Below are 25766 nucleotides of genomic sequence, written 5' to 3'. Positions count from 1 at the left end.
TCGGCTCAACGCCGGGCCGGCGCGGGGCGGCTCAGGGGGCGATCGGCAGCTGTCGCTTGTGCTCGGTGAGGCGGTAGCGGGTGACGATGGCCGCGAAGGCGGTCCCCGCGACGGGCTTGCCCTCCAGGAGGTCGTCGATGTCGTCGTAGGTGACGCCGAGCGCGTCCTCGTCGGGCTTGCCCGGGTCGAGCGTCTCCAGGTCCGCGGTCGGGGTCTTGTGCACCAGCGCGGCGGGCGCGCCGAGCTCCTCCGCGAGGGCGCGCACCCGGCGCTTGGTGAGGCCGGTGAGCGGGACGACGTCGGCCGCGCCGTCGCCGAACTTGGTGAAGAAGCCGGAGACCGCCTCGGCGGCGTGGTCGGTGCCGACCACCAGGCCCTCGTGCGCGCCCGCCACCGCGTACTGGGCGATCATGCGCTGCCGGGCCTTGATGTTGCCGTGCACGAAGTCCTGGTGGTGCGCGTCGCGGAAGACCGTGCCGCCGGTCAGCGCCGCTTCCAGGGCGGCGTCGCTCGCGGCCTTCACGTCCACGGTCAGGACCCGGTCGGCCCGGATGAAGTCCAGCGCCAGCTGCGCGTCCTTCTCGTCGGCCTGGGTCCCGTAGGGCAGTCGCATCGCGAAGAACGTCGCCTCGTGCCCGGCGGCGCGCACCCGCTCGACGGCGAGCTGGCACAGGCGGCCCGCGGTCGTGGAGTCCACGCCCCCGCTGATGCCCAGGACCAGTGCGCGCAGACCCGTGGAGGTCAGCCGCTCGGCGAGGAAGGCCACTCGGCGCTCGATCTCCTGCCGGACGTCGAAGGACGCGCTCACCTGGAGATCGCGGGCGATCTCCTGCTGCAGGGATATGGACGCCAGGTCGGTCACGGTTGCTCCTCGCTCGGGCCCGTGCGCGGGTCGGCACGCGCCGCCCGGCCGGGGTCACAGTCACGTGTACGGGACGGAAGCACTCTAGAGGAAGCCCGGAAGCCCGGAGCCCAGGGCCCGGGGCCGGAAGGCCGGGGCCGGAAGGCCGGGGCCGGAAGGCCGGGGCTGGGACCGGGGCCGGGAGGGGAGGGCCGCTCCGCTGCGGCCGGGTGGTGTCAGTGGTCCGTGCGACGATGCGAAGCATGATCGTCTCGCTCGATGCCCTGGTGCCCGCTTCGCGCCCGCACGCCTCCACCACGTACGCCGACTGGGTCGCCGCCCACGACCCGGGTGCGGCCGGGGCCGCGCGGGACCTGATCGAGGACATGTACACCGAGCTCGGCCGGTCCCACGAGAAGCCCGGCCGGTTCGTCGACACGATGACGGCGCGGGCACGGCGGCTGCCGCCGGCGCACCTGCCGTGGTTCTGGGACACGGTGGGCCATCGCCTGATCGGGTACGGCAGCCGACCCGGCGGGCGGGCCTACGCGGCGGCGCGCGCCGCCGAGGCCGAGCACGGGCTGCCGGTGGATCCCGGCTACCGCCGGGCCAACGCCCTGCTGTTCGCGGCGGGTGGAGCCATGCCGGCCAAGGAGTTCGGGGCCCATCAGCGCTTCCTCGCCGAGACCCTCGATCCGGCGGCGGCGCACACGGCACTGGAGGCGTTCCTGACCGCGTGGGCCGGCTCGCCGGCGGACCTGCCGGCGGATCTGGTGCGCCGGGTACGGGCGTCGGCCAAGGCGGCCGGGCACGGTGACGACGAGGCCGCGCGGATGGTGGGCGCGATCCTGTCGGTCACCCGCGGGAAGTCGGTGCCCGAAGCGCTACTGACCGCCGCGGAGGCCGTCCTGACGGCGCATCCGCCGGCGGACGCCGTCCTGGCCGGACTGGTCGAGGTCTTCCCGGCCGGGGTCACCGACGGCGGGGCCTGGCTGCGGATGCTGATCGGCTGCGGCGCGACGGAAGCGATGGCGGCCGGGCGGTTGGTGCCGGAGGGCGGGCTGGCGCACTGGGTCGGACAGTTCGTCCGCATGTACCAGTACGCGCTCCGGTCCGGCGGCGGGGTCTCCCGGCAGCCGCTGCCGGCGGAATTCCTCGACCTGGTCGTCCGGCTGGGCCCGCGGCTGCGGGCGGCGGGCACCCCCGTCGCGGTGCACACCACCCGCTACCACTACCAGGGCTTCGACGCGGACGTGCTGGACGCCTGCCTGGCGGCCGGGGCCGCGGTGGTCGACCCGGGCGCGGAGGTCCGGATGCGGTTCTGGGGGGAGCGGTCGCGGCGGGACCTCGTCGCGCTGGCCGCGGACCCGGTGTTCGGCCCCCGCCTGGAGGGGACGGTCCACGCCGATCTGCTTCCGGACCACTGGACCGCGCGCGGGCGCCGCACCGGGTCCGCGGTGACGCTGCTGCCGGGCAACGAGGGCATCGCCCACGAGGTGGCCGGGCGGGTCGGCAAGCTCGTCGGCACGGTCGGGGGCGGCGGCATGGCGGGGGCCGAGGAGGCCGTGGCCGAGCTGGAGACCCTGCTGGACCGGCAGACGGTGGCGGCCCTCGGCGGGATCGTCGACGCCCTCGCCGGGGCGGGCACGGCGGGCACGCTGCGGCGCTCGCTGGCGGCCGGCCTGCCGGAGGAACTCGCCTGGCCGGCGCTCGAGTCGGTGTACGCGGGGTTCGCGGAGTCGGCCGGGCCGGCCGAGTCCACCGGGTCCACCGGGTCCACCGGGTCCGCGGCGAAGCCGCCGCTGCCGGGCGTCGCCGGGGTGACCTGCACCTGGCCGGTGCTGACGGTGTTCGGGCGGGACCGGGCGGTCGCCGTCGCCCCGGACGGGGAGCGGGGCTCCTGCCGGTTCACGGTTCCCGAGGACGCGACCCTGTTCGCCGTGCACTACGTGGGCGGCTCCTTCCTCGTGAGCTGGACCCTCAAGCCGAACCCGTACTTCTGCGACACCGCAGTCTGGGCGGACCGCCCCGAGGAACCCTTCGAGCCCGCGGAGTTGGGCGGAATGGTGCCGTTCGGCGGCAGCCTGGACGGGGCGTACGGCTTCCAGTTCGAGAGCGCCGACGGGGGCGGTCGCCACAGCGGCTTGCGCGTGCTGCGTCCGGGGGACACCGAAGGCATCGACGGCGAGGAGCTGTTGCTCGGCGACGGCTCCCGGATCTGGACCAACACGATCTACGGGCGGAAGCCGTGGGAGGTGGTGGACCCGGTCACCGGGGAACGGCGGGGAGCCGTTGCGCTGCCGGAGTTCCCCGGCCGCGCACCGGGCGCCGATGCCGCCGCGGAGCCGTCCGAGGTGGGAATGAGCCTGGACTCGGAGGCGCTGCAACTGGCACCGCTGCCCGCCGGGCTGTCCGACTCCCCGCTGGGCAGCCGGGACGGATTGGTCGGGACCCGGGTGCTGTTCCGCACCCGGCACCGCGACCACGCGCCCGACCACTACCTGGTGGAGAGCGTGGACGGACGTACGGCCCGCTTCGACATCGACCGGCCGGGGCAGGAGCCGTGGGGGCTGTGGGCCGCGCCGGAGGGCGCGGTGGAGGACGTGGTCCTGGCCGAGGCGCAGACCGATACGGGTGTGCGCGCGTACACCGCGGACGGCGTCCTGCTGTGGGAGCTGGACGGGCACCACTCCCCCAAGCACCCGCGGGTGAGGCCGGCCCGGCAGGTCACGGTGTCGGCGGGCGTGGCCCTGCCGCCCGCCTTCTGGTACCTGCTGCGCACGCGTGACGCGGCCGGGTCCCGGGCGCTGCGGAGCGTGGACGGGCAGACGGCGCAGGCCCTGCTGGCGGCCGCCCTCACCGGCGAGGAGGCGCTGCGCGCGGTCGTGGCCCGGGAGTTGCCGGAGGTCACCGACCCGGTCCTGGCCGAGGCGGTCGTGGCGGTGGCCGGGCGGGCGGCCCGGGTGGAGGAGCGACGGCGGGCCCTGCACCGGCGCGTGTCCCTGATCGCAGAGGCCCCGCCGGTCGTGCTGCGCCGGTCCGCGCGGGACACCGAGCTGCTGCCCGCGCTGTTCGGGCTGGTCCCGGGCGGGGAGGAGGACGCGCACGGGCGGACCCGGGACGTGGCCCTGCCGGCGACGCTCGGCGCGCTGGCCGCCGACGGCGCCTGCCTGGCCGGGACGATCGTGGAGGAGGTGCGGCGGCTGTCGCCGCCCGCGCCGCCGCACGACTGGTCGCAGCTGCTGGGCTCGATCGACGCCGTGGCGTGGCGGGCGGCGGTGGCACCCACCCCGGACGCGGATCGGGCCGCCCTGCTCGCGCTGCTAGACACTTGGGCCGACCAGCCCTTCGCCCGTGCGGGCAGCCGATGGTGGGTGGGCCGGACGCCCGGCTCCGCGGACCTGGACGGGCTGCGGGCGGGCGGGACGGCCGTGGCGTCCGCCGCACTGCGGTCCGGCGGGTCGGCGTGCTGGTTCGTGGCGCCCGCCGTCGGAGATCCGGACGGCGACCCGGTGCCGGCGGTGCTCGCACAGGCCCGCCCGGTGCGGGTGCGGCGGGACGACGCCGCCCGGCTGCGCGCCCTGGTGGCGGCGGTCGAGGCGCACGGTCCGGTCCCGGTGCCCGAGTCGGCAGCCGCACGCTTCGCGGAACTGACCGGTGTCCGGCGGGCCGTGGCCCGGCTCGTGGTGGCCGGTCTGGTCGGCCGGGCCCACCGGGACGAGGACCGCGCCCTGGCGTGCAAGGCCCCGTACCGGGCGACCGCGCTGACGGCCGGGGCGTACGAGGAACTGCGTGCGCGGCTCGGGGGCGCCGGACAGCGCGCCGTCCTGGCCGCGGCCCTGCCCGAGGACCCGGCCGAGCTGTGGCGGCCGGGCGGGGTCGATGCGGCCGCGGAGCGGATGGCCGGGGTGTGGCGGGAGCTGCTCGGGGCGCTGCCCGCCGTGCACGACGAGGCGGCGGACGCCCTGGAGACCGACCTGGGACTCGGCGAGGTATGGGCCCGGCGGTTGGCGGGTGGCTGGGAGGCCGCCACGGAGACGACCGCGAACGCGCCCGTGGAGGCGGCCGGCTGGGAGTTGGCTGCGACCCGGTACGGCGTCGGGGTGGAGGTCCGGGCCGTGCCCCCGGCCGGACCCGAGTTGCCGTACCGCACCCCGGTGGGACTCGACCTCCTCGGAATGGCGAGCGCGCTGGTGTGGGCCTGGACGGACCGGCCCGTCGGGGATCCGGCGGTGGCCGGCGCGATGGACGTGTACGAGCGGCTGCGCGCCGAACTGGCGCGTTCGGAGCTGCTGCTGGCACTGCCCGGGGGCCGGGTCCAGGACACCTCGGCGCGGATCGCGGAGCGGTTCGGGCCCGGGCTGCTGCCGGTGGCGATGGACGGCCGCGAGGAGGAAGGCCCGGTACCGGTGGCCGCGTACGACTCCGGCTCCCTGGTGGTGTGCGCGCCCGGCGGCGCCTCGTTCCTGCGGCCCGCAGCGGTCGCCGACCCCGAGGTGTGGCGGCGGGTCCGCGAAGTCACCGACCTCGCGGAGGAGTTGGACCGGGTGGCGCCGTTGCTGGCCGGTGGCGGGCTGGAGCGGATGATGCTCCGGGCCCGCTCCGGACCGGTGCCGGCCGGTGCGTACGAGGCGGATCCGCGGCGGTCCTGCCCGGAGCTGGTCGCGCGGGTGGCGGCCGAGCTCGGCATCGGCGCGGACGCGGCGGCGCTGTACCTCCAGGTGGCGGCGCTGGCCGCCCCCACCGACCGGAACGTACGGCGGTGGAACGGCTGGACCGCCAAGCGGCACAAGGAGGTCCAAGCGGAACTCCTCGCCACCGGCGCGGTCATGGAGGCCAAGCGGGCGCGGGCGGGTCGGACCGTGTTCCTGCCCGGGGAATGGACCGAGCTGAAGGCCCCGAACCTGCCGCTGGAGACGGTGAAGCTGGCGACCCACCAGGTGCGCCCGCTGTGGAGCAACTCGGTCCGCGCCCCCTTCGGCCGGGTGCTGCCGACGGAGCCCCTGCACGAGGTGTTCGCACGGGCCTGGGAACTGACTTCCTAAGCCGGACCATCGGGCCGCTCAGCTGGGCATCGAGGAACCGTCACGCGTGGTTCGCGGCGTAGGGGGAGGCCGCGCGGTAGCAGGCGGAGTGGACGGTGAAGGCGAGCATCGGCTCCTTCCCCCCACCCTGGAGGGCGGTGGCCTGTACCGAAAAGTGCTCCGTCTCGTTCACGGCGTAGATCTCGGGGTGCTGGTCCACACTGTTGGTCTTGCCCTGCCTGATGATCTTCCAGCCATTCTCGCCAAGCGCCTGCCGCAGGGTCTCCATGCCGGTGTCGACCTGGTCGCCGGTCAGGCCGTACAGCGACCAGGAGTGGTCCATGGCGAAACGGTCGTCGGCGTACGTGTCGCATGCCGTGGCGCTCATGCCGGACTCCGTGACCCTGCCCTTGACCCCGGCCATCTCCAGCAGGCGGCTGGAGACCTCCCTCGTCTTCGTGCGCGCCGGGTCGGGATCCATCCGCACCGGCGTGTAGTTGAGTTGCGGGGTGTCCACCCCACACCCCACAGACAGCACCGACAGCGACGTGACGGCGACCGCAATAGCCAGAGCCCTCACACCCGAGACACCTCGGCGATCGACCGCGCGTCGTATGTCAACCACGTTGCACCTCGCCGCACCGCGCAGCGTCCACCCTGGCCTGATTTCGATGCTCAACGACTGATCTCTCCATTTGTCGGTGCGGCTCTCGGAGCCGCCATGAGTGGGCCGCCATCGCTGGACCATCGAATGCAGCAGGGCCTGGCTCGCCGACTGCCGCCGACTCCACCGCCGCTACGAACGCAAAGCCGAACACTTCCTCGCCTTCACCAGCATCGCCTGCACCCTAATCTGCTCCCCCAGACTCGCCAAACGAGATGACCGCTTAGTCGGCCCAGGTCAGGACACCGCACTCGACTCACTTCATTGGCAACGGACAATGACGCCAGGCGGCCTGGCTCCGCGTCAGAGCGGTGTTCGCACACCGCACGTGCGGTCACCCGGTACGGAGCGGCCCAGCGCTGCTCGGGGGACTACCGCGCATCGGTAGTCCCCCGAGCCGGTCCCCGCCCCGCCCCCCGCCCCCTTCCGCCGCGTTGGGGACGTCCTGCTTGCTTTGTGGGTTCACGCCAGTCTATTCTCGTCATCATGACGATAATCGCTCGGCGGCCCCCGCTACCTGCGGGCATTGACTCCAGGAGCCTCGATCCGCCGCCGCACGCACGGCCGTGACGTCGAGCACGAGCCCGGAGCCATGCCGGCGCGCGCACCAGCCGCCCGGCGGCCGCCTGCCGCCAGACCCCCGGACCCCCGGGCCCCCGGACCCCCGGACCCCCGGCAGAGATCGACACAAGGCTGTCCCCATTTCAACGCTGCGGCACCCCAGCGCCTGATCCCTGATGCGCGATCCCTGTTCTCCGATCCACCGCTCGTGCACTTCACACCCTCGAAGACTCCGGCGCTCGTGACGCCGCGCGCCGACGCGAAGAAGCGCGTCGATCGAAGCGTGAACTCGGATGATGCAACCCCTCCCCTCCCGGAGAAATCCACCCGCTAGGAGCGTTTCGTGCGCCACGCCAGCCCCCCTCCACCCTCCGCCACGCGGCACCCTGCCCTCCTCGATTCCGTCGCCTTCGGGACCTCGTACGACTTCGTCGAGCACTATCCGGAACGGCTCACGATCCCGTCCGGCGAGAGAGAATCACACAAAAAGAGTTGGCCGGAATTCACCCACCTCGAATTCGAGGAACTGGCAGCACGCTTGGCGAACCTCCACAGATTCAACACGCACGAGTATGTGGCCGGCAGTCCCGCCGTTCACCTCACTGTGCCGCCCGCGGCCGTTCCGGGCGCCCGGAGCCACGGCCGCTGCGGCATCGACAATGACCCCAGGACGGACAAGTGAGCATGTTCGAAATGCCGGTAAATCCCTTCGATCTCTCCGAAGAAACGCTGAACCGAATATCCGCCGATGACTCATGGGCCCCGACCGAGTCGGAGATCCCACACGTCGATGCCAGGGTGATTCGCCATTTCCTCACTCCGGCTGAAGTGGCGGTATTCACCGCCGAACTCGCTGCCCAGCGCTTCGTGCCGGTGGGCCTAGACGGCATTGCCGCCAACTACGCAGAGGGAGATCCGGTCGGCTATCTCCGTGCCACGGCTGAATCCGAAGTCTTGGCGGCAGAGTTCTACCGCAGGCTGCGGACGTTCCTGTCGTTTGAAGTAGGACCGGACGATCCGACGGATACAGACGGCAGGCACTGGAAGCCGGCGTGCGTCAATCCGCGTATGCGCTTCATCACGTACGAACGCGACGGATTTCTTGTCCCGCACTACGATTCGCCCTATTTCGCCCCCGATGGAACGCGAACTCACCTGACCGTCGTCGTCTACCTGTCGTACGAGGCAGTGGGCGGAGAAACGCGGTTCATCGCCGACAAGCAGAACGACCTTCCCTTTGCGCAACGCAACTTTTCGGACTGGCCCCGGCTCGCAGAGCCTGAGGAAATATTGAGCGCTCACCGCCCCGAACCGGGCGATGCGCTCCTCTTCTGGCATCGAACGCTTCACGACTCGGCCCCGCTTCTTGAGGGTACGAAAACAATTCTCAGAACCGACGTGCTCTACGAGCCCATAGATGTGCCTTGAGCAACAACAAGGCAAACGTCACGCAGGAGGGCCCACGTGATACCCGCCCGGGCTGGTGACACCGGGTGGGCGCCCAGGGCGGGCTTCGGATTCGGCGACGTGCATGTGGTGCTCCCCTGAAGGGATCTTGCGCGCAGGGGCAGTAACCCGCATCCCACCTGGAGCGGAACATCTTCTCGATAACAGGGCGTACGCAGCTCACAGCGGGTGGTGAGGGGGCCTTCGATGAGGAGGTCTACCGCGACCGCAACGTGGTCGAACGATGCTTCGCACGCCTCGAGCAGTTCCGCGCGATCGCGACCAGGTTCGACAAGCTCGCCGACCGCTACCGCGCCGGAGTCATCCTGGCCTCGTTGACCCTCCGGCTCCGCGAACCGATCCGTGATCATTTGTCCGACACAGCCTAGGCCGGGGCGTGTCCGGTAGCCGGACGGAAATGGGGTGCGCGCGGGCTACGGCGTTGGCAAGCTGCCCCGGTGAATCATGAACAGATCTCCAGGATCGCCCACGCCGACCACCCCATAAAGGCCCCGCTCGGCGACGAATCGGTACGCCGACTGCTCGAACACGGCGCACCGCGCGACGGCGAGCGGGTGCTCGACCTGGGGTGCGGTACCGCGGAATGGCTCCTGCGCGCCCTGGCCACGCACCCCCGTCTGCACGCCGAGGGCGTGGACACCTCGGAGGAGTCGGTGGCGCAGGCCCGCCGGTCGGCGGGCCGGCTCGGCGTTCAGGAACGTCTCGTCGTGCACCAGCAGAAGGCCGCGGACTTCGTCTCCGACCAGCCCTTCGACCTGGTACTCAGCGTCGGGGCCACCCACGCTTTCGGCGGCCTGCTGCCGACCCTCGCGGCGGCCCGGCAACACCTGGCTCCCGGCGGCCGCGTGCTGCTCGGTGAGAGCTTCTGGGACCGCGCGCCCTCCCGGGAGGCCGTCGAGATCTTCGGTGAGCTCGACGACCTCGCGACCACCGTGGACCTCATCGTCGACGACGGGTGGGCTCCCGTACACGCGCACGTCAGCACGCGCGAGGAGCTGGACGCGTACGAGTGGTCCTGCTTGGGCTCGCTGGCCTCGTGGGCCCTCGACCACCCCGCCGATCCGGACGCCGCCGAGGTACTGCGGACTGCCACCGTCCGGCGTGCGGAATGGCTGCACGGCTACCGGGACAGCTTCGGCTTCGTCACCCTGGTCCTGCGCCCGACCTCCGACTAAGCCGTCGCGGGACCGCCCCTCGGCCTGGCGTCCTGCCGTCCCGGCGTGACGGCGTGGCGGCGAGGGAGTGCGGGCGGCCACGGCCGTCCGCACTCCGGCCCGACGTGCACGGGACTGGCACCGCAAGCGGTGCCAAGACCATCTCCTCCGGATCTCGCCGGGCCCGGGCGCCCGGCACCGCACCCGATCCACCGTGCTCCGTCCGGGGGGACCCCCAGGCGGTCGGGGCGCCCGAGTACGTCCAGTACGCGGCGCGCATCTCCGCCTTGCCCTGCTCCCCCTCGGCCCTGCGGGCCCGGGGAGACCCCCTGGCACCGCACACCGCGGGCTCGGCCGACAAGACCCGAAGGAAACGGCCTAGCTAGGCGAGACCGTCGGCGACCAGGCCGCCGAGGACCGCCTGACCCAGGGCCTGCACGGCGGACTGCGGGCGGACCATCACGGTGAACTCCTTGATGCGGCCCGCCTCATCGAAGTGGAGCAGGTCGATCCCGTGGATCTCCCGGCCGTCCACCGCCGCCCGGAAGAGCAGGACCTCCGCCGGGAGCTCCTGACCGTCGACGCTGGTCTCGGCCGCGCCCTCGAAGTCGCCGACGTAGCGGAAGTCCTCGAAGACGCGCATCAGGACCCCGAAGAGGCCCAGGACCATGGGCCGGCCCTCGAAGGGCGTGAACTTCACCGGGCTGTAGAACCGGACGTCCTCGGCGAACAGGCCCTCCAACGCGGCAAGATCCCGCTTCTCCACGGCGGCGCGGAAGCGTTCGGCTGTCTCCATGACCCCTCCTCATACTCATGAATCTGACTAGTCACTTTCATGAGTATGATGCAGAGGTTGGCGAGGAAGGGGAAGGGGCGACCGCGATGGCTTTGCGACATGCCGTACTGGCGGCGCTGCTGGACGGCGAGTTCAGCGGCTACGAACTGGCGAAGTCCTTCGACATCGGCGTCGCGAACTTCTGGCACGCCCTGCCCCAGCAGCTGTACGCCGAGCTGGCCAAGCTGGAGAAGGAAGGGCTGGTCGAGGGCCGCGAGGTGGTTCAGGAGGCCCGGCCCAACAAACGCCTCTTCCGGGTCACCGCGGCCGGCCGCACCGAACTGGAGGAGTTCGCCGCAGCCCCGCTGAAGTCCTCCGTCATCCGTGACGACCTGCTCGTCAAGGTCCAGACCGCCGACCGGATCGGCATCGGACCGGTGATCGCGCAGCTCGAAGCGCGCGCGGCCGCCGCCGACGCCAAGATCGAACTGATCGGCAAGGTGCTGCGGAAGATGCGCGGCGACATGGACGAAGACGAGTTCCTGCTCCACGGCGAGCGGATCGGCGGGTACCTGACCGGTCTACGCGGCCTCGCCTTCGAGCAGGGACACCGCGACTGGTGCCGCCGGAGCGCGGCGATCCTGAAGGAGAGACTGGCCCGTGCCGAACGGTGAGTACCTGCGCTACGTCGCCCTGGGCGACAGTCAGACCGAAGGCCTCGGCGACGGGGACGACTCCGTGGGCCTGCGCGGCTTCGCCGACCGGTTCGCCGAACACCTCACCGCCGTCAATCCCGGCCTCCAGTACGCCAACCTGGCCGTCCGGGGACGTCTCGCCGGGCAGGTGCGCGCCGAACAACTGGGCCCAGCCCTGGCCCTGCGCCCCGACCTGGCCACCGTCGTCGCCGGGGTCAACGACGTCCTCCGGCCCCGGTTCGACGCCGCGGAAGTCGCCGGGCACCTGGAGGAGATGTTCGCCGCGCTCACGGCCGCAGGGGCCCACGTGGCGACGGTGACCTTCCCCGACCTCAGCGTGCTCGTGCCCCTCGCCCGACCCGCCGCACCGCGCATAGCCGACCTCAACGACCGCATCCGCGCGGCGGCCGCCCGCCACGGGGTCGCCGTCGCCGAGACGGCCCGGCCGGCCGCCGTGACCGACCCGCGGATGTGGACCGACGACCGGCTGCACGCCAGCCCCATCGGCCACGAACGGATCGCGGCGGCCCTCGCCCACGCCGTCGGCCTGCCCGGCAGCGACGACACCTGGACGCACCCGCTGCCACCGCGGCCGATCGCCCCGGGGGGCTCGACCATGGCCATGGCAGCCGAACTACGCTGGGCGGCCGCGTTCCTCGGCCCCTGGCTGGGCCGCCGCCTCCGCGGCCGCTCCTCCGGCGACGGCCGCACCGCGAAACGCCCCGCACTGCTGCCGCTGGCCTCCGCCGTCGACCCGTAGCGCTTTGTTGGCTGGTCTTCTCAGGTCGGGCGTGCGGTAGTTCGCTGGCTGCATGAGGGCTGGGGAGCTTGCGGCGGTGCGGGGCCGGTTGGAAGAGTTCGCCTCCGAGGTGTTCGCGCCGCTGGTGCGGCGGGACCGGCTGGAGAAGGGCCAGTTGTATCTGCGGGGCCTGCTGTTGGACGGCCGAGCGTCTCGGGGTGGACCATCAGCGGTTGCAGCAGTTCATGACGTCCTCGACCTGGCCGGTCGATCAGGTGCGGGCTCGGCTGGCATGGCGGGCGTTTGCGGCGGTGCGGCCGCAGGTGTGAGTGGTGGACGACACCGGTTCCCCCAAGGACCGCCGTTCCTCGCCCGGGGTGGCACGGTAGTACTCGGGCACCCTGGGCAAGGTCGGCAACTGCCAGATCGGCGTCAGTGTCCACGCCGCTTCCGATACCGCCTCGTGCCCACTGTCCTGGCGCCTGTTCCTGCCGGCCGCCTGGGACGAGCCCGAAGCCGAAGCGCGTCGGCGGGCCTGCCGGATCCCCGACACCGTCCACCACCGGCCCAAGTGGCAGCCGGCCCTGGACATGCTCGATGAACCTGCCGCTACCGGGCTGCGGCCCGCTGTCCTGGTTGCGGACACCACCGGCTACGGTGCGAACGCGGACTTCCGGCACGGTCTAGAAAGACCGCGGCCTGGCCTGGGTGCTCCAGACGAAAGGCAAGATGCCTGCCCACGGACAGGACGCCGAACCGCACCAGCCCGCATACGGCGGTCTCGGACCGTTACCGCACCCGCCCGGTCTCCTTACGTGACCACGTGATGGCCGCGGGCCGGGATCGAGGGCGGACCCTGACCTGACGCGCAAGCGCCAAGCCTGCGATGAGCGCGCACTTCGTGCTCCTGCGCGTCCGCCTCGCGGGCCGGCAGCCCAAACCTGCCGACGGCACGATCCCGTTGTCCTGGCTGATCGCGCAATGGCCAGAAGGGCACGACGAGCCCGTCAGGTATTGGATATCGAACCTGCCCGCCGACATCCCCGCCAGGACCTGGTCCGGCTGGCGAAAGCCCGCTGGCGGATCGAGCACGACTACCGCGAGCGAAAACCTGCCTGGGCCTGAACCACTTCGAGGGCCCCTCGTTCATCGGCTGGCACCGCCACGTCACCCTCGTCACCGCCGCCCGCCTGCCAACAAGCCGTCCCATGGCAGCCCCACGACACCACCTAACAAAGCACTTCTACGGCAGGTCAAGACTAGGGACGGGTGCTGTCGGTGGGGTGGCGTAGCGTCGGAGGCGTGAACTCCGAACCGACGGGCCGGGCCGCGGGCCCCTACGACGCCGCCTTCCTGCCGCGCCTGCGGATGTCCTTCCGGGCCGCGCGCGAGCCGGTCACGGAACCGGTGTCGAAGTTCGGCGGGCAGCCGGTCTGGCTGGACGGACCGGCCTGGCCGGTGCATCCGCGTACGAGCGAGCCGCTCGTGTTCGTCGGACAGTTCCGGGTGCCGGGAGACGAGGTGCGCCTCGCGTACTTGTTCCTGCACGAGGAGGACATGGACATGGGCGGCGCCGCACCGGAGGACGGTGAGGCCGTCGTCCTCGTCCAGCCCGGCGGGCGGATTCCGTCCTTCGTGTCGGTCGGGCCTCCCGGTACACGGGGGAGGACCCTGTGGCGGTGGGGTCCGGACGACACGGAGGTGCCCGTCGAATGGCTCACGGACCTGACTCCGCTGCCGCCGGAACTCGACGAGGCGGCGAACCGGGCCGCCGCCTTCGCGCGGTGGCTGCGGCGCGAGGGCCCCGAGGTCGAATTCCCGGAGGAGGAAGGACCCAAGGACTTCCAGGGCGGCGAAGCCGTCTACCCCAACCACCGGGCCTTCGGCATCGACGCCTCCTGGCGGTTCCTCTGTCAGTTCCAGGACCGGGGTGAAGACGCCGCAGACCCGTTCTTCCTCAACTTCGGCTACGGAAGCGGCTTCCTCTTCCTCAGTTCCGACCACCTCGAAGGCCGGTTCCTGTCGGATTGCAGCTGACGGCCGCACCCCTTGCCGCACCCCTTGCGGTCGCTGGCCGTCGCGGGATCAGACATCGCCCCGGACCAGGGCGTGCAGGTGCTGGTCGTGCCATCCGTCGGCGTGCAGCAGTGCGCCGCGCATGGTGCCTTCGAAGGTGTATCCGGCCTTGTCCGCCACGCGGCACGACGCCGGGTTCGCCACCGAGTGGCACAACCGCAGACGGTGCAGGCCGAGGTCGTCCAGTGCCCACCGGCTGACCCGCCGTGTCGCCTCGACGGCGACGCCCCCGCCGCGGGCCGCGGGCAGCAGCCAGTAGACGATCTCGGCGCTGCCGCCCTGGAGGTCGACGTCGTTCCAGCCGATCAGGCCCACGGCCGGACCGTCCGGCCGGGCGACGGCCCAGATCGCGCCGAGCTCGGCCCGCCACCGCCGGTGCATGCGCTCGATCCGCTGACGCGCCTCCTCCGGCGAGTTCACCAGCAGCCGGTTCCAGAGGCGAACGGTCCGGTCCTGGCCGGCGGCGCACAACGCGTCCGCGTCGTCCTGGTGCCAGAGGCGCAGCTCCCACCCACCGGTCAGCGCGAGCACGGGCTGTTCCGACCGGGCCATACGACCTGCGGGAACCACATGCGGTATCGGCGAGTTGGAGATCATCGCGGCATCCTGCCACAGCTCCGGCGGCCCATCCTCCCCATCACCGGCCCGGCGGGCCCGTGCACGGTCACCGCGTGCGCGGCCACCACCGCGCACGCCTGCGCGAGCCGCGCGGTCCGCGCTCCGGCGGCGCGGGCGGTGCCAGGGCGAAGACCACGGTGATGTGCGCGCCTCCCTGCGGGCCGTGTGCGATGCGCATCGTGCCCCCGGTGACGGCCGCGGCCCTGCGGGCGATGTCGAGGCCGAGCCCCGAGGAGCCCGTGCTGCTCCCGCGGGAGAGGGCCCGGTCCGGTTCCGGGATGCCGGGCCCGGCGTCCTCCACCACCAGTTCCACGGCCTGGGCGGTACGGGCGACGCGGACCCCGAACGCGGTGCCGGGCGGGGTGTGGCTGAAGACGTTGCCGATGAGCGCGTCCACCACCGCGGCGATGTCGTCGTCGCTGAGGCTGACGGCCGTGGGCTCCTGGGTGAGGTCCAGGGAGCAGGGGCGGTTCTGCTGCTCCGCGAGGACCGACCAGAAGGCGGTCCGGCGCCGCACGACCTCGGCGGCCTCGGACCGGGGGCACTCGGACGCCGGCCCCGTCCCGGTCGGCGTCCGGCCCGTGTTCGTTTCCGCGCTGCGCATGCCGTGGCCCATCGGGCCCACGGCGAGCGGTGTCCGTGCCGTGGTGATGATGGCCTGGAGTTCCGATTCCAGTGCGTGGACCGCCGCCTCGACCCTGGCCGACTCCGGTGTGCCGGCCATCCGCTCCGATGCCAGGTGCAGGGCGGTCAGCGGGGTGCGCAGCCGGTGGGACAGGTCGGCGACCAGTTCGCGCTCGATGGCGAGCAGTTCGGTCATGCGGTGGGCCATGGCGTTGAAGGCGACGCCGGCGTCGCGCAGTTCCTTGGGGCCCATGGGCTCCACGCGGGTATCCAGGTTGCCCTGACCGAGGGTGTGCGAGGCCTGGGCGAGCTTCTTGGAGGACCGGACGACCTTGGCTCCGAGCCGGTCGGCGACCAGCACCGAGCCGCCGACCAGGCCGACCGCGAGCAGGAGCATGACCGCCCAGGAGGCCTTGACCCCGCGGGTCAGTTCCTCGTCGGGGACGAAGTTCTCGATGACGGCGACCCGGTCGCCGGGGAGCACCACGGGCTGTAGGCAGATCCATCCGCCGGGAGTCTTCTGGGAGATGGACTCGCGTCCCTGCTGGGCCCGTTCGAGCAGTTTCACGGGAGCCTGGGAGTCGCCGAGGCTCTGCGCGTCGGGGAGATGGATGACCAGGTGCTCCGCCGCGTCGAGTCCGGCGGCGGATTCCCGCAGCGCGGACGGATCCGTGGTGAGCGTGAGGACGGGTGCGAGGGCTGCGGCGCGCTGCTCGGCCGCGGTGACGCTCTGCTCCTTGACCAGTGACATCACCAGTGCGCCCAGGGGTATGAGGAAGGAGAGGGCGACCATGGACGTCACGGCGAGCGCGACTCCCGCCAGTGAGCGTCTCACCGCGGGGCCACGAGCTTGATGCCGACGCCGCGGACCGTCAGCAGGTAGCGCGGGGCAGCCGCGCGTTCGCCGAGCTTGCGGCGCAGCGACGACAGGTGCACGTCGACGGTCTGGTCGTCGACGTACGGCTCGCGCCAGACCTCGGTCAGCAGCCGGCGCTTGGAGACGACCTGGCCGGTGTGGTGGGCGAGGAAGGCCAGCAGGTCGAACTCCCGTCGGGTGAGGTGGAGCTCCCGGCCGGCCAGGTACGCGGTACGCGCGCCGGGGTCGACCGCCAGCTCGCCGACGGTGGTGGCGCCCAGCGGGTCGGCGGCCGGCGCCGGCCGTGCCCCGGGCCCGGTGTGGCCGGCGCCCGCGGGGGGCACGTGGCTGGTGCGCCGCAGTACGGCGGAGAGGCGGGCTATGAGCTGTCCTCCGGAGAAGGGCTTGACCAGGTAGTCGTCGGCGCCGGCGTTGAGGAGCTTGATGATTTCGGTCTCGTCGTCGCGGGCGGTGGCCACCAGGACGGGGACGGAGGATATGCCCCGGATCATGCGCAGTGCGTCTCCCCCGTCCAGATCGGGCAGGCCGAGGTCGAGGACCACCGCGTCGACGGGCGTCTGGGTGACCTCGCGCAGGGCGCCGAACCCGTCGCCCACGCTGCGTACGGCATACCCGTGCTCCGCCAGGACCTCGATGAGTGACTGGCGGATGCTGGGGTCGTCTTCCACGACCAGGACGCTGGGCATGGGCACACCTTAGGGGTTCGGTCCGGGGACCCTTCTAGGGGGCGGCGAACGTCGGGCCGTCGTCGGTGAGGCGCAGGTGTACGGGGCGGTCGGCGACCGGAATGGTGCAGCCCTCCTTCGCGCTGCAGCTCGCGTATCCGAGCAGCACGGTCGCGGCCCCGTTGCCGTCGGCGCGGACGGGCAGGGTGGTGGTGACGGGGCCGTCCGGGTAGACGGGCATCGGGGCGTCGACGCCGGGCACGCTGATGGACCGTACGTCGGCTGCGGCCGTCAGCTTCCCGTCGGCCTTGAGGACCCCGGTGACGTCCATCGCGGTCGGCCGGCCCACGCCTTCCACGCCGGTGGGCGGCAGTTCGGTGCTGTAGAGGTGGAAGCCCTTCTTCTCGGGGGTGAAGACGGCGGTCAGCGTGCCCTTCGGCGCGTGCCAGTCGGACACCGAGAGGGTGACGGTGACCCCGTTCTCGGTGAAGCTGGTGGTGGGCGGCGGCGCTGCGCCGGCGGCCGCGTCGTCCTCGGCGGACTGGTCGCCGCAGGCCGTGAGCGCGGCCAGGGTGAGGAGGGCGACCACGGTCCGGGCCGTCCGGGCCGTCCGGGTACGCGTCGTGCGCCTCGTACGCGGGGAAACGTTCATCTGGGTCTCTGTGCCCCTTGTGTCAGGAAAACGGATCGGTTCTCGGGTCTTCGGGTCGGACCCGTACGACGGGCAGCCGCTCATACGGCGGTGGTGAAGTCCGCGCTCCACAACTGCAGCCGGTACACCAGGTCGTTCCACACCCCGGTGGCCAGCAGCACGCCGACGAGCACGAGCATCCCGCCGCCGATCCGCAGGACCCACGGGTAGTGGCGTTTGACCAGGCCGAAGGCGCCCAGGGCCCGTCTGAAGGCCAGCGCGGCCAGGACGAACGGCAGCCCCAGGCCGAGACAGTACGCGGCCATGAGCAGCGCCCCGCGGGCCGCGCTGGCCTCGCTCCAGGCCAGCGCCTGTACGGCGGCCAGCGTCGGGCCGATGCAGGGGGTCCAGCCGACCGCGAACACCGCGCCCAGCACGGGGGCTCCGGCCAGTCCGAGGGCGGGCCTCCGGTGGCTGCGGAACTCCCGTTGGGTGAAACCCGGCAGGAACCCCATGAAGGACAGCCCCATCAGCACGGTAAAGACACCGAGCACCTGGGTGACCACCTCCTGGTGGGCCAGCAGGGTGCGGCCGAAGTAGCCGAACAGGGCGCCCCCGGAGACGAGGACCGCGGTGAAGCCGAGGACGAAGAGCAGCGCGCCGGCCGCCATCCGGCTGCGGCGCCCGCCGCGGGCCTCGGCCAGGTCGGAGACCGACAGGCTGGTCACGTAGCTGAGGTAGCCCGGTACGAGCGGCAGCACGCACGGCGAGAGGAAGGAGACGAGTCCCGCGAGGAAGGCCACCGGGGCGGCGACGGCCAAGGTGCCGTGCAGGAGGGAGGGGGTGTCCGCGGCGGCGAGCACCAGGCCCGTCGTCATGACGCCTCCCCCATCACGCGCGAGAGCAGCGGGCCGAGTTCGTCCCCGGTGACCGCTCCGCCGATGCTGACGGCGATGCGTCCGCGGCGGTCGATCACGAGGGTCGAGGGGATCGCCTGCGGGTTGAGGAGGGCAGGGGGGAAGCGGAGCAGGAGTTCGCCGGTGGGGTCGTGGAGGCTGGGGAAGTCGATGCCGTGCGCGCGGACGAAGGACCGGGCCGCAGCGCGGTTCGGGTCGCGGGTGTTGATCCCGAGGAACCGGACGCCTTGGTCCCGGGTCTGCCGGTCGAGCCGCACCAGGTCGTCGGCCTCCGCCCGGCAGGGGCCGCACCAGGACCCCCAGACGTTGAGCACGACGACCTGCCCCCGGAAGCCGTCGAGGGCGACCCGCTTGCCGTCGAGGTCGTCGCCCGCCAGCGCGGGCGCGGCGGGCCGGTCGGCGGGGTCGATGACCGTGGCCCCGGCCGCGGTTCCGACCGCGGCCCTGACCGCGATCGGCGGTCCGGCCGCCGCCTCCGCACGGCTGCCGTCGGCGGCGACCGTGCCGACGGCGGCGAAGACGCAGCCGGCCACGGCCGCCGCGAGGGCGGCTCCGGCCAGGGCCGCGGTACGCACCCGGACCCGGACCCGGCGCGGGCCCGCTGGTCTCACGAGGCCCACTTGCGCAGGAAGGCGTTGATCCCCTCCGCCGTGAGGGAGGGGTTGCCCGTGGCGTGGGTGTCGGTGCGCACCTTGCCGGACGAGTTGACGACGACCAGCACGGGCATCGTGTAGGTGCCGCCCGAGGGGCTGTACTTGCGCAGGAGCGCGGAGTTGGCGGAGCTGTTGCCGCCGATGTCGATCTTGACCAGGTGGTACGAGGCTCCGAGGATCGCCGCCGTCTGCGGTTGGGCGAACACCTTGTCGGCGGCCTTGCAGTTGCCGCACCAGTTGGCCCCGAAGTCGAGCAGCACCGTCCTCCCGTCGGCCTTGGCCGCGGCCAGTGCGGCGTCGATCTGCTTCTGCGCGTCGGCCGAGCTGTCGTAGCCGGGTCCGGGGACCCGGGCCGGCGCGGGCGCCGCGGACGTACGGGCCGGCTTGGGGGCGGCCGAGCCGCTCTGGGTCCGGGAGGGGGTCGGCGAGGAGGAGGCCCCCGCGGTGGCGGACGCCGACGGCGAGGCCGAAGCGCTCGGGGAGGCCTCGGTGGAGGCGGAGGCGGAGGCCGACGGCGCGGCGGCGGCGAGGGCCTGGGCGGACGCACTGGCCGTGGTGGGCGCGGCGGATCCGACGGTCTCGGAGGACGGCCCGCAGGCGGCGCACAGACCCGCCGCGACCACGGCAGCGGCGACGAGCGGCAGTCGGGCACCCAGGAGCGCGGCGGAGCGGGGCCGCGCGGTGTGGCCGGCACGGGCGGGTCGGAGTATGCGAGAAGTCATGACGAAGACACCCCAAGGCGCGCTGAGAACTACGGGAAGGGCGAGCAGCCTCCCGACTCGGTGAAGCCGGCGGTCCTGCGGTTCGCGGGGGCGGTGTGCCCGGGCGCCGGAGGCCGGTCGGCTGACGTGAGCATAGGACCGCGGCGGGCCCTGCGAACCGCCTGGGCGCGATCTTGAGGTTCCCCTAAGGAACAGCTCACCTTCCGCTTCACCGGGCCCCGTCCGATGAGTGCATACGGGGAGGGGAATCCGGCGAAAGGAGTCAGGGGGACCGAGCGGTGCGTACGGGCCGAAACGGTCACGCAGCCGCGGTCCGGCCCGGCAGCCGATCAGCCAACCCCCTGCCGACGACCGACGCCCGGCGACCGACCGGCGACCGACCGTCCGGCCGTCCAGGCAGCCCTCAGAACGACGTCTCGCGGACGCTGGCCTTGGCCATCGGGTCGATCGTCGCGGTGATGACCGACCGATGGTCCGAGCCGCTGAAGGTGACCGTCAGGGTGTCGTCGTCGGTCTGTGACGTGGTGGCCTTGAAGCCGCGGCTCGGCACCGCGGAGATCAGGCACACGCCGCGGCTCCCGTACCGCACCGTGACCTTGCCGCCCTGCGAAGGGACGGTGTGCAGGCCCGGTCCGCCGTTCTCGCAGTCGACGCGGGGCTTGGGCGCGGGGGTCCGAGCGGCTGCCGTGGGCTTCGCGGGCGGGGAGGACGGGGCCGAGGGGGTCGGAGCCTCGGTCACCGTGGGCGAGGGGCTCGGGGACGCGGAGGCGGTCGGGGACGGCGGACCCGGCGACGGTTCCTGCGCCAGCCACGCCGGCGGCGAATCGAAGACCATGGGGGCGGAGCGGGCCACCGGCGGCGTATGGCGGGTGGAGCCGACCACGAACTGGACCGTGCCGAGCACGGCCGTCACGCTGGTGGCCGTGCACGACAGCCATATGAACAGGTAGCGCGGAAATCGAGGCACGGCCCCATAGTGGCCGATGACCCGGCCGGCCCGTCACCGAGTCCCCCGCACAGCACGACGGAGCGCCGCCGCCCCGTGCTGCCACGCGTACGAACGCGCACGTCCTCCGACCCGCGTACGGGTCGGAGGACGTGTGCGGCCCGGCAGCCGGTGGGGGGTGACCGTTGCCAGGGGCCGGGGAGGGACCGGAGAGAGGAACAGGGGGAGGGTTCCTACTTCGACGTCCCGAAGTTCTGCGTCCACCACGGGCCGCCGTCGCCCTTGTGGACGCCTATGCCGATCTCCTTGAAGGAGCAGTTGAGGATGTTGGCCCGGTGGCCGGAGCTGTTCATCCAGGCCTTCATGACCGCGTCGGCGTCCGACTGGCCGCGGGCTATGTTCTCGCCGAGCCGGGACCACGCGTAGCCGGCGGCCTCCACGCGGCTGGTCATGGTGGACCCGTCGGGTCCGGTGTGGGACATGACGCCGCTGCGGGCCATGGTGTCGCTGTAGGCGCGCGCCGCGGCGCTCAGCTTGGCGTTCACGGTCAGGGGGCCGCAGCCGGCCGTGGCCCGCTCCTTGTTGACCAGGGCGAGGACCGCGGATTCGGCGTCGCTCGAGGAGCTGCCGGAACCACCGGACGAACCGCCCGAAGAGCCGCCGGACGAGCCACCGGACCCGCCCGACCCGCCGGACGTACCGGAGCCGCCGCCGGTGCTCCCGCCGGACGTACGCGGGGGCTTGCCGGCCGGGGCGGACTTGGCCGGGCTGTCCTCCTTCGCCGCGGGCTTCTCCGGAGCCGCAGACTCCGTCCCCTCGGCGGCCGGCGTCTCGGGCGGCAGCGAGCCCGTGGCGGCCGCGGCGTCGGCCGTCACCTCGGGGAGCGGAGCGGTGGGGCTCGCCGTCCCGGCGGTGTCCGCGGGGGTCGGCGTCCCGGTCTTCGATCCGGTGGCGCCGTCGGCCCGCTGGTCCACCTGCGTACCGCCGCCGGAATCGGCAACGGCGACGCCGACCGCCACCGCCGCGGCGGCCGCGGTGAGGGACAGGACGATGCGCGTGCGCACCGCCTTCTTCCGCCGCGCTTCGACGCGGGACGGCGTTGCGGGAGTTCGGCTGCTCATGCCTGTAGCACCTCACAGAGGGAAAGGGGGTGGGGTACGACCGAGCCTAGGGTCGTGATCAGTGAAATCCGCACGCTGGAGGGGTTCTTCAAGTTCTCTTAAGGAAGCCCGCAGGGTCGGTTCAGGGGACGAACCGGGGCACTCCCCCGTCGTTCGGTCGATACGGCCCCGACGAACCGGAGGCGAGCCCTCGACGAACCCGCGCCGAGCGCCCGTGCGTAGAGTTCGGCGCAGGTCACAGCCCGTACACCTCGTCTTGGGCTCGGGGCTCGGCCGCGGGCGGGCGCGCACCGGCGGCGTGTGATCATGTCCGTCGATAGATCCGCACCTCATGGGGGGACCATGCGCACCCGCACCACCACCGCCACGACCGGTCTCGTGACCGCGCTCGCAGCGCTGCTCGCCCTCGCCGGCTGTACCTCGCCGGGAGACGGCCGGCCCGCGGCGTCGAGCTCCGTGGCCACCGTGCCCGCGCAGGGCGGCGGCGGGTCCGGCTTCGAGGGACCGCGGCCGCAGGACCAGAACTTGCTGGCGTGGACCGGGGACCCCAATGACGCGGGGCACGTCACCGCCCAGTCGCCGGCCGGGGTCGGCGGTCGGGTCACCCTGGTACGCATCGTCCTGCGCGAGCAGATCACCTGGTCGAACGTCTGGCTGGGCCTGGCCGGCATCGACCCGAACGCCCAGCTCGCCAACTGCTACCTCGGCGTGTACGACGCCAAGGGCGCCCTCGTCGCGACCACTCCGGACATCTCCCCCCAGCTGATGACCGACGCGATCGCCAAACCGTTCGCCCTCGGCAAGCCGTTCACCGCCGCCCCCGGGACCTACTTCATCGCGCTGCTGCTCAACGGCACTTGGGCGACCAACGGCCTCACCCTGAAGTCCACGGGCGCCGGCATCTCGGTCAATGCGGGTCTGACGCCGCCGAACCTCCGGTACAGCACCCTGCTGACCGGTCAGACCTCGCTGCCGCCCACCGTGAACCTCGCCGAGCAGTCCACGAGCACCATCAACACCGGCTGGGCCAGCCAGTGGTACGCGATTTCCTGACCTGCGGGTTCCGCGAGGTCTGCCGGGTCTGGGGGGCCTGCGGGGCCCGCGGGCTCACGCCCGGCTGACCGCACTGTCCGGGAGTGCGGCGCAGCGGGAGGTACCGGTCGCGTCGTGCCGGTACCAGGCGCCGTCGACGACCCTGCCGTCGGGCAGCGTGTGCTGCTCCGGGCCGTCGTCCGGGACGAATCCCGCGGCGCGCAGGGCCCCCCGGCACCGGTGGTTCGCGTTCTCGGTGCCGGCCCGCACGGACTGCAGACCGAGGTGCTCGTGGCCCAACAGGGCGGTCGCCGCGACGAGTTCGGTACCCAGGCCCCGGCCCCGGAAGGCCGGGGCGAGCCAGATGCCGATGGCTCCGCCGTCGTCCCCGGCGAGTGAACTCATCCCGGCCACCCGGCCCGTGGCCGGGTCGACGGCGAGCAACCGCTCGTCCACACCGGGGGCGGGGAGCACCACCGGTCGCGTCAGCTCCCGGCGGACGTCCTTCGGGAAGGCGCGGAGCCGCTCGGCCCGGTTCCCGTCGTGGATTGCGAGGAGGTGCGCGGCGGTCTCCGCGGTGACGAGCGAGTCGGCGATCCAGCCGAACCAGCGCTGTGCGTCGGCGTCGGCACCGGCCGCGGCGCCGATCTCGACGTCCAGGACGTCGCGCGGTGTGTGCAGGACCAATCGCGCGGTCCGTATCGCGTGGCGGCCGTCGCCGCACCGGTCGGGCGCGGGCTGCGGGCCGCGCGCTCCCCTGCGCCAGATCATCGCCGTCTCCTCACGCGGGCACTGTATGCGGCTCCCGCCCGCCCGCCGCCGGAGGGGTCGCTCCCGGCCGGAGACGGCGGCGGCCCGGCCCCGTCGCCCGTCCGGGGGATGAGCGGTACGGGGCGGAATGCCGGGCCGCCGACGGGGGTTGATGCAGACGCGACACTGATCCCGGACGCACTGGAGAGCTCATGAAGATCGGCATCATCGGCGCGGGCAACATCGGCGGCAACCTCACCCGTCGGCTCACGGCCCTCGGCCACGAGGTCTCCGTGGCGAACTCGCGCGGCCCCGAAACCCTGGCCGCACTGGCCGAGGAGACCGGCGCCACCCCCGTCACCGTGGCGCAGGCGGCGCGCGGTGCCGAGATCGTCGTGGTCACGATCCCCTTCAAGAAGGTGCCGGACCTGCCGGCGGGCCTCTTCGACGAGGCCGCCGAGGGCTTCGCGGTCATCGACACCGGCAACTACTACCCGCGCCAGCGCGACGGCCGGATCGCCGGCGTCGAGGACGAGGGTCTCACCGAGAGCCGCTGGACCGAACGCCACCTCGGACACCCCGTCATCAAGGCCTTCAACGGCACTTACGCCCAGGACATCCTCGACCGGCACCGCCCGGCGGGCGCCGCGGACCGGATGGCGCTGCCCGTCGCGGGCGACGACGCCGCGGCGAAGAAGGCCGTACGCGCCCTGATCGAGGAGCTCGGTTTCGACACGGTCGACGCGGGCGGCCTCGACGACTCCTGGCGCCAGCAGCCCGACACGCCCGTCTACGGACTGCGGGACGGCGTCGAAGCGGTCACCAAGGCCCTCGCCGAGGCCTCGCCCACCCGCCCGGAGGATTTCCGCGGCTGACCGCCACCAAGGTTTCCGGTCCCGAGGGGGCGCTCTCCGCCGAGCCGCGGCGGGGCGCGTCCCCTCGGGCGGCATATGCCGGTGGGTGACCTATCATGCAGGCATGAGTGATCGTGCGATGCAGGAACCGACCCTCCTCCTCCTGACCGCGCTCGCGGACGAGCCCCGACACGGGTACGCGATCGCGCGCGAGGTGGAGTTGATCTCGGGCGGACGCGTCAAGATGCGCACCGGCACCCTGTACGGGGCCCTGGAGCGGCTGCTGGGTCAGGGACTGATCGAGGTCCACGAGGAGCAGATCGTCGACAGCCGACTGCGCCGCACCTACCGCCTCACCACCGAGGGCCGGCAGAGCCTGGCCGCCGAAGCGCAGCGGATCGCCGCCACCGCGCGCGAGGCGGCGCGCCGCCTCGGCGTCTCCGGAGAGACGGCCACGGCGTGAACCGCCGTCTGCTGCGCCTGTATCCCGCGGGTTTCCGCCGCGCGTTCGGCGACGAGATAGCCGAGGCCTACCGGGAGGCGACCGAGGACGCCGGTCCGCTCACCCGGCTGCGGGAGGCCGGGGACATCGTGGCGCACGCGCTGCGGCTGCGCCTGGGGGTGGGTTCGGCGCAGCGCGGCGGGCGCCTCTTCGCAGCGGCGGCTCCCTTCGCGCTGGCCGCCACGGGCGCACATGCCGCTTTCCTGCTCGCCTCGTCCCTCAACCGTGCGTACGTCACCGGTCGTCCCGACGTCGAGACCCCGTTCGGGTACGTGATGAGCGGCTTCTCCGTACTGACCCTCATCGGCGCCGTGGTGGCGCTGAGCGGGCGCTTCGCCGCCGGCGCGCGGACCACGTTCGCCGGCGTTGCGGGAAGCACGGCGTGCTTCGTCATCGCGGTGCTTCCGGACGCCCTGGAGATGCCGCTGGAGTACCTGGCCTACCTGGCCCCGCCCCTGGCGATCGCCGCGCTCCCGCTGCTCTGTCCCCCGGACCTGCACCCGCCCTGCCGGATCAGGACCACGACGGGGCTGGTCGCGCTGATGCTCTGGGCCCCGCTGTCCGTGGTGCTCCTGGGCCTGCTGGACGCGGGCGGGTTCGGCATGATCGTGCTGTGGCGCTTCGCCGTGACCGTGACCGCCGCCCTGGTCCTGGCGGGTCGTCCAGCGCTGTCGGAGATCCGTACGGCCGGTCAGTTCGCCCTGGCTGCGGCCCCGTTCCTCGTCCTGGGGTATTTCGCGGGTGTGGTGAGCGAGGACACCGCGCTGCCGTGCCTGGTCCTGCTCGCGTCCGCGGGCCTGGCCGTGCGCCTGTGGCGCCGTAGGCACTCGGACACGGCCGGCCACGCCTGAGCCGACG

At 72.8% G+C, this 25766-nt stretch carries 25 protein-coding genes and 2 pseudogenes; 14 read left to right on the top strand and 13 right to left on the bottom strand.

Features of this window, described 5'->3' with window-relative positions; translation table 11 throughout:
- Positions 1-31 precede the first annotated feature (31 nt).
- On the bottom strand, positions 32-862 hold the full coding sequence (gene nadE, locus OG594_RS20565; protein WP_323185262.1) for an ammonia-dependent NAD(+) synthetase: 831 nt from the start codon (positions 860-862) through the stop codon (positions 32-34).
- A gap of 242 nt (positions 863-1104) precedes the next feature.
- On the opposite strand from nadE, the gene OG594_RS20560 reads away from it, so the two are divergent.
- Positions 1105-5886: a hypothetical protein gene (locus tag OG594_RS20560; protein ID WP_266601005.1), complete on the top strand. Its 4782-nt coding sequence runs from the start codon at positions 1105-1107 to the stop codon at positions 5884-5886.
- 40 nt (positions 5887-5926) lie between these two features.
- Here the strand turns inward: OG594_RS20560 and OG594_RS20555 are convergent, their stop codons facing one another.
- Positions 5927-6382 carry a hypothetical protein gene (locus OG594_RS20555; RefSeq protein WP_266601003.1) on the bottom strand — a complete coding sequence of 152 codons (456 nt, stop codon included), beginning with the start codon at positions 6380-6382 and terminating at the stop codon, positions 5927-5929.
- Between the two features lie 211 nt (positions 6383-6593).
- Here OG594_RS20555 and OG594_RS20550 point away from each other — a divergent pair.
- The 5 genes and pseudogenes from OG594_RS20550 to OG594_RS20530 form a co-directional block, all read left to right on the top strand.
- Positions 6594-6734: pseudogene (locus OG594_RS20550) on the top strand (IS5/IS1182 family transposase); the annotation flags it as partial.
- 699 nt (positions 6735-7433) lie between these two features.
- Positions 7434-7772 (top strand): hypothetical protein, encoded by a 339-nt coding sequence (locus tag OG594_RS20545; protein WP_266601001.1) that lies wholly within the window; start codon positions 7434-7436, stop codon positions 7770-7772.
- A 2-nt stretch (positions 7773-7774) separates the two neighbouring features.
- Entirely contained in the window at positions 7775-8518 is a 744-nt protein-coding gene (locus OG594_RS20540) for a 2OG-Fe(II) oxygenase (protein WP_266603076.1), read from the top strand.
- Between the two features lie 158 nt (positions 8519-8676).
- Positions 8677-8925, top strand: a complete 249-nt coding sequence (locus OG594_RS20535) for a transposase (RefSeq protein ID WP_266603070.1) — start codon at positions 8677-8679, stop codon at positions 8923-8925.
- 69 nt (positions 8926-8994) lie between these two features.
- Positions 8995-9732 carry a cyclopropane-fatty-acyl-phospholipid synthase family protein gene (locus tag OG594_RS20530; protein WP_266600999.1) on the top strand — a complete coding sequence of 246 codons (738 nt, stop codon included), beginning with the start codon at positions 8995-8997 and terminating at the stop codon, positions 9730-9732.
- Positions 9733-10093: 361 nt separating this feature from the next.
- Here the strand turns inward: OG594_RS20530 and OG594_RS20525 are convergent, their stop codons facing one another.
- On the bottom strand, positions 10094-10507 hold the full coding sequence (locus OG594_RS20525) for a nuclear transport factor 2 family protein (protein ID WP_266600997.1): 414 nt from the start codon (positions 10505-10507) through the stop codon (positions 10094-10096).
- A gap of 86 nt (positions 10508-10593) precedes the next feature.
- Here OG594_RS20525 and OG594_RS20520 point away from each other — a divergent pair, with 86 nt between their 5' ends.
- The 4 genes from OG594_RS20520 (at position 10594) to OG594_RS20505 (ending at position 13957) form a co-directional block, all read left to right on the top strand.
- Positions 10594-11160 carry a PadR family transcriptional regulator gene (locus OG594_RS20520; RefSeq protein WP_266600995.1) on the top strand — a complete coding sequence of 189 codons (567 nt, stop codon included), beginning with the start codon at positions 10594-10596 and terminating at the stop codon, positions 11158-11160.
- The gene (locus OG594_RS20515; RefSeq protein WP_266600993.1) at positions 11147-11941 is read left to right on the top strand and encodes an SGNH/GDSL hydrolase family protein; all 795 of its coding nucleotides are present in this window, start codon (positions 11147-11149) and stop codon (positions 11939-11941) included. Before OG594_RS20520 ends, OG594_RS20515 begins: the two co-directional genes overlap by 14 nt.
- Before the next feature lie 380 nt (positions 11942-12321).
- The gene (locus OG594_RS47120; protein WP_323185309.1) at positions 12322-12747 is read left to right on the top strand and encodes a transposase; all 426 of its coding nucleotides are present in this window, start codon (positions 12322-12324) and stop codon (positions 12745-12747) included.
- A 475-nt stretch (positions 12748-13222) separates the two neighbouring features.
- The gene (locus OG594_RS20505) at positions 13223-13957 is read left to right on the top strand and encodes a hypothetical protein (RefSeq protein WP_266600991.1); all 735 of its coding nucleotides are present in this window, start codon (positions 13223-13225) and stop codon (positions 13955-13957) included.
- Positions 13958-14005: 48 nt separating this feature from the next.
- Here the strand turns inward: OG594_RS20505 and OG594_RS20500 are convergent, their stop codons facing one another.
- The 9 genes from OG594_RS20500 to OG594_RS20460 all read right to left on the bottom strand — a co-directional run bounded on the left by OG594_RS20500 (position 14006) and on the right by OG594_RS20460 (position 21770).
- Positions 14006-14593, bottom strand: coding sequence for a GNAT family N-acetyltransferase (locus OG594_RS20500; RefSeq protein WP_266600982.1), 588 nt, complete (start codon positions 14591-14593; stop codon positions 14006-14008).
- A 67-nt stretch (positions 14594-14660) separates the two neighbouring features.
- Positions 14661-16073: a HAMP domain-containing sensor histidine kinase gene (locus tag OG594_RS20495; RefSeq protein WP_266600980.1), complete on the bottom strand. Its 1413-nt coding sequence runs from the start codon at positions 16071-16073 to the stop codon at positions 14661-14663.
- Entirely contained in the window at positions 16070-16801 is a 732-nt protein-coding gene (locus tag OG594_RS20490) for a response regulator transcription factor (protein ID WP_266600978.1), read from the bottom strand. Before OG594_RS20490 ends, OG594_RS20495 begins: the two co-directional genes overlap by 4 nt.
- 34 nt (positions 16802-16835) lie before the next feature.
- Positions 16836-17432, bottom strand: a complete 597-nt coding sequence (locus OG594_RS20485; protein WP_266600976.1) for a hypothetical protein — start codon at positions 17430-17432, stop codon at positions 16836-16838.
- Between the two features lie 80 nt (positions 17433-17512).
- Complete coding sequence (locus tag OG594_RS20480; RefSeq protein WP_266600974.1) at positions 17513-18289, bottom strand: cytochrome c biogenesis CcdA family protein; 777 nt, start codon at positions 18287-18289, stop codon at positions 17513-17515.
- Positions 18286-18939 carry a TlpA disulfide reductase family protein gene (locus OG594_RS20475; RefSeq protein WP_266600972.1) on the bottom strand — a complete coding sequence of 218 codons (654 nt, stop codon included), beginning with the start codon at positions 18937-18939 and terminating at the stop codon, positions 18286-18288. The genes OG594_RS20480 and OG594_RS20475 overlap by 4 nt, the downstream gene beginning before the upstream one ends.
- The gene (locus tag OG594_RS20470; RefSeq protein ID WP_266600970.1) at positions 18936-19703 is read right to left on the bottom strand and encodes a thioredoxin family protein; all 768 of its coding nucleotides are present in this window, start codon (positions 19701-19703) and stop codon (positions 18936-18938) included. Before OG594_RS20470 ends, OG594_RS20475 begins: the two co-directional genes overlap by 4 nt.
- A gap of 403 nt (positions 19704-20106) precedes the next feature.
- Complete coding sequence (locus OG594_RS20465) at positions 20107-20670, bottom strand: hypothetical protein (RefSeq protein ID WP_266600968.1); 564 nt, start codon at positions 20668-20670, stop codon at positions 20107-20109.
- A gap of 212 nt (positions 20671-20882) precedes the next feature.
- Positions 20883-21770, bottom strand: a complete 888-nt coding sequence (locus OG594_RS20460; protein WP_266600966.1) for a CAP domain-containing protein — start codon at positions 21768-21770, stop codon at positions 20883-20885.
- Between the two features lie 342 nt (positions 21771-22112).
- Here OG594_RS20460 and OG594_RS20455 point away from each other — a divergent pair, with 342 nt between their 5' ends.
- On the top strand, positions 22113-22823 hold the full coding sequence (locus OG594_RS20455) for a hypothetical protein (protein WP_266600964.1): 711 nt from the start codon (positions 22113-22115) through the stop codon (positions 22821-22823).
- Between the two features lie 54 nt (positions 22824-22877).
- On the opposite strand, the gene OG594_RS20450 is transcribed toward OG594_RS20455, so the two are convergent.
- Positions 22878-23573 (bottom strand): GNAT family N-acetyltransferase, encoded by a 696-nt coding sequence (locus OG594_RS20450; RefSeq protein WP_266600962.1) that lies wholly within the window; start codon positions 23571-23573, stop codon positions 22878-22880.
- A 185-nt stretch (positions 23574-23758) separates the two neighbouring features.
- On the opposite strand from OG594_RS20450, the pseudogene OG594_RS20445 reads away from it, so the two are divergent.
- From OG594_RS20445 to OG594_RS20435, 3 genes and pseudogenes are all read left to right on the top strand, one after another.
- Positions 23759-24427 (top strand): annotated as a pseudogene (locus tag OG594_RS20445) (NADPH-dependent F420 reductase); the annotation flags it as partial.
- Between the two features lie 103 nt (positions 24428-24530).
- Positions 24531-24869 (top strand): PadR family transcriptional regulator, encoded by a 339-nt coding sequence (locus OG594_RS20440; protein ID WP_266600958.1) that lies wholly within the window; start codon positions 24531-24533, stop codon positions 24867-24869.
- Positions 24866-25759, top strand: a complete 894-nt coding sequence (locus tag OG594_RS20435; protein ID WP_266600956.1) for a hypothetical protein — start codon at positions 24866-24868, stop codon at positions 25757-25759. Before OG594_RS20440 ends, OG594_RS20435 begins: the two co-directional genes overlap by 4 nt.
- Positions 25760-25766: the final 7 nt, after the last annotated feature.

This window comes from Streptomyces sp. NBC_01214, from assembly GCF_026340975.1.
GTDB lineage: Bacteria > Actinomycetota > Actinomycetes > Streptomycetales > Streptomycetaceae > Streptomyces.
Note: the sequence above shows the minus strand (reverse complement) of the source record. Positions and strands in the feature narration are given on the sequence as shown.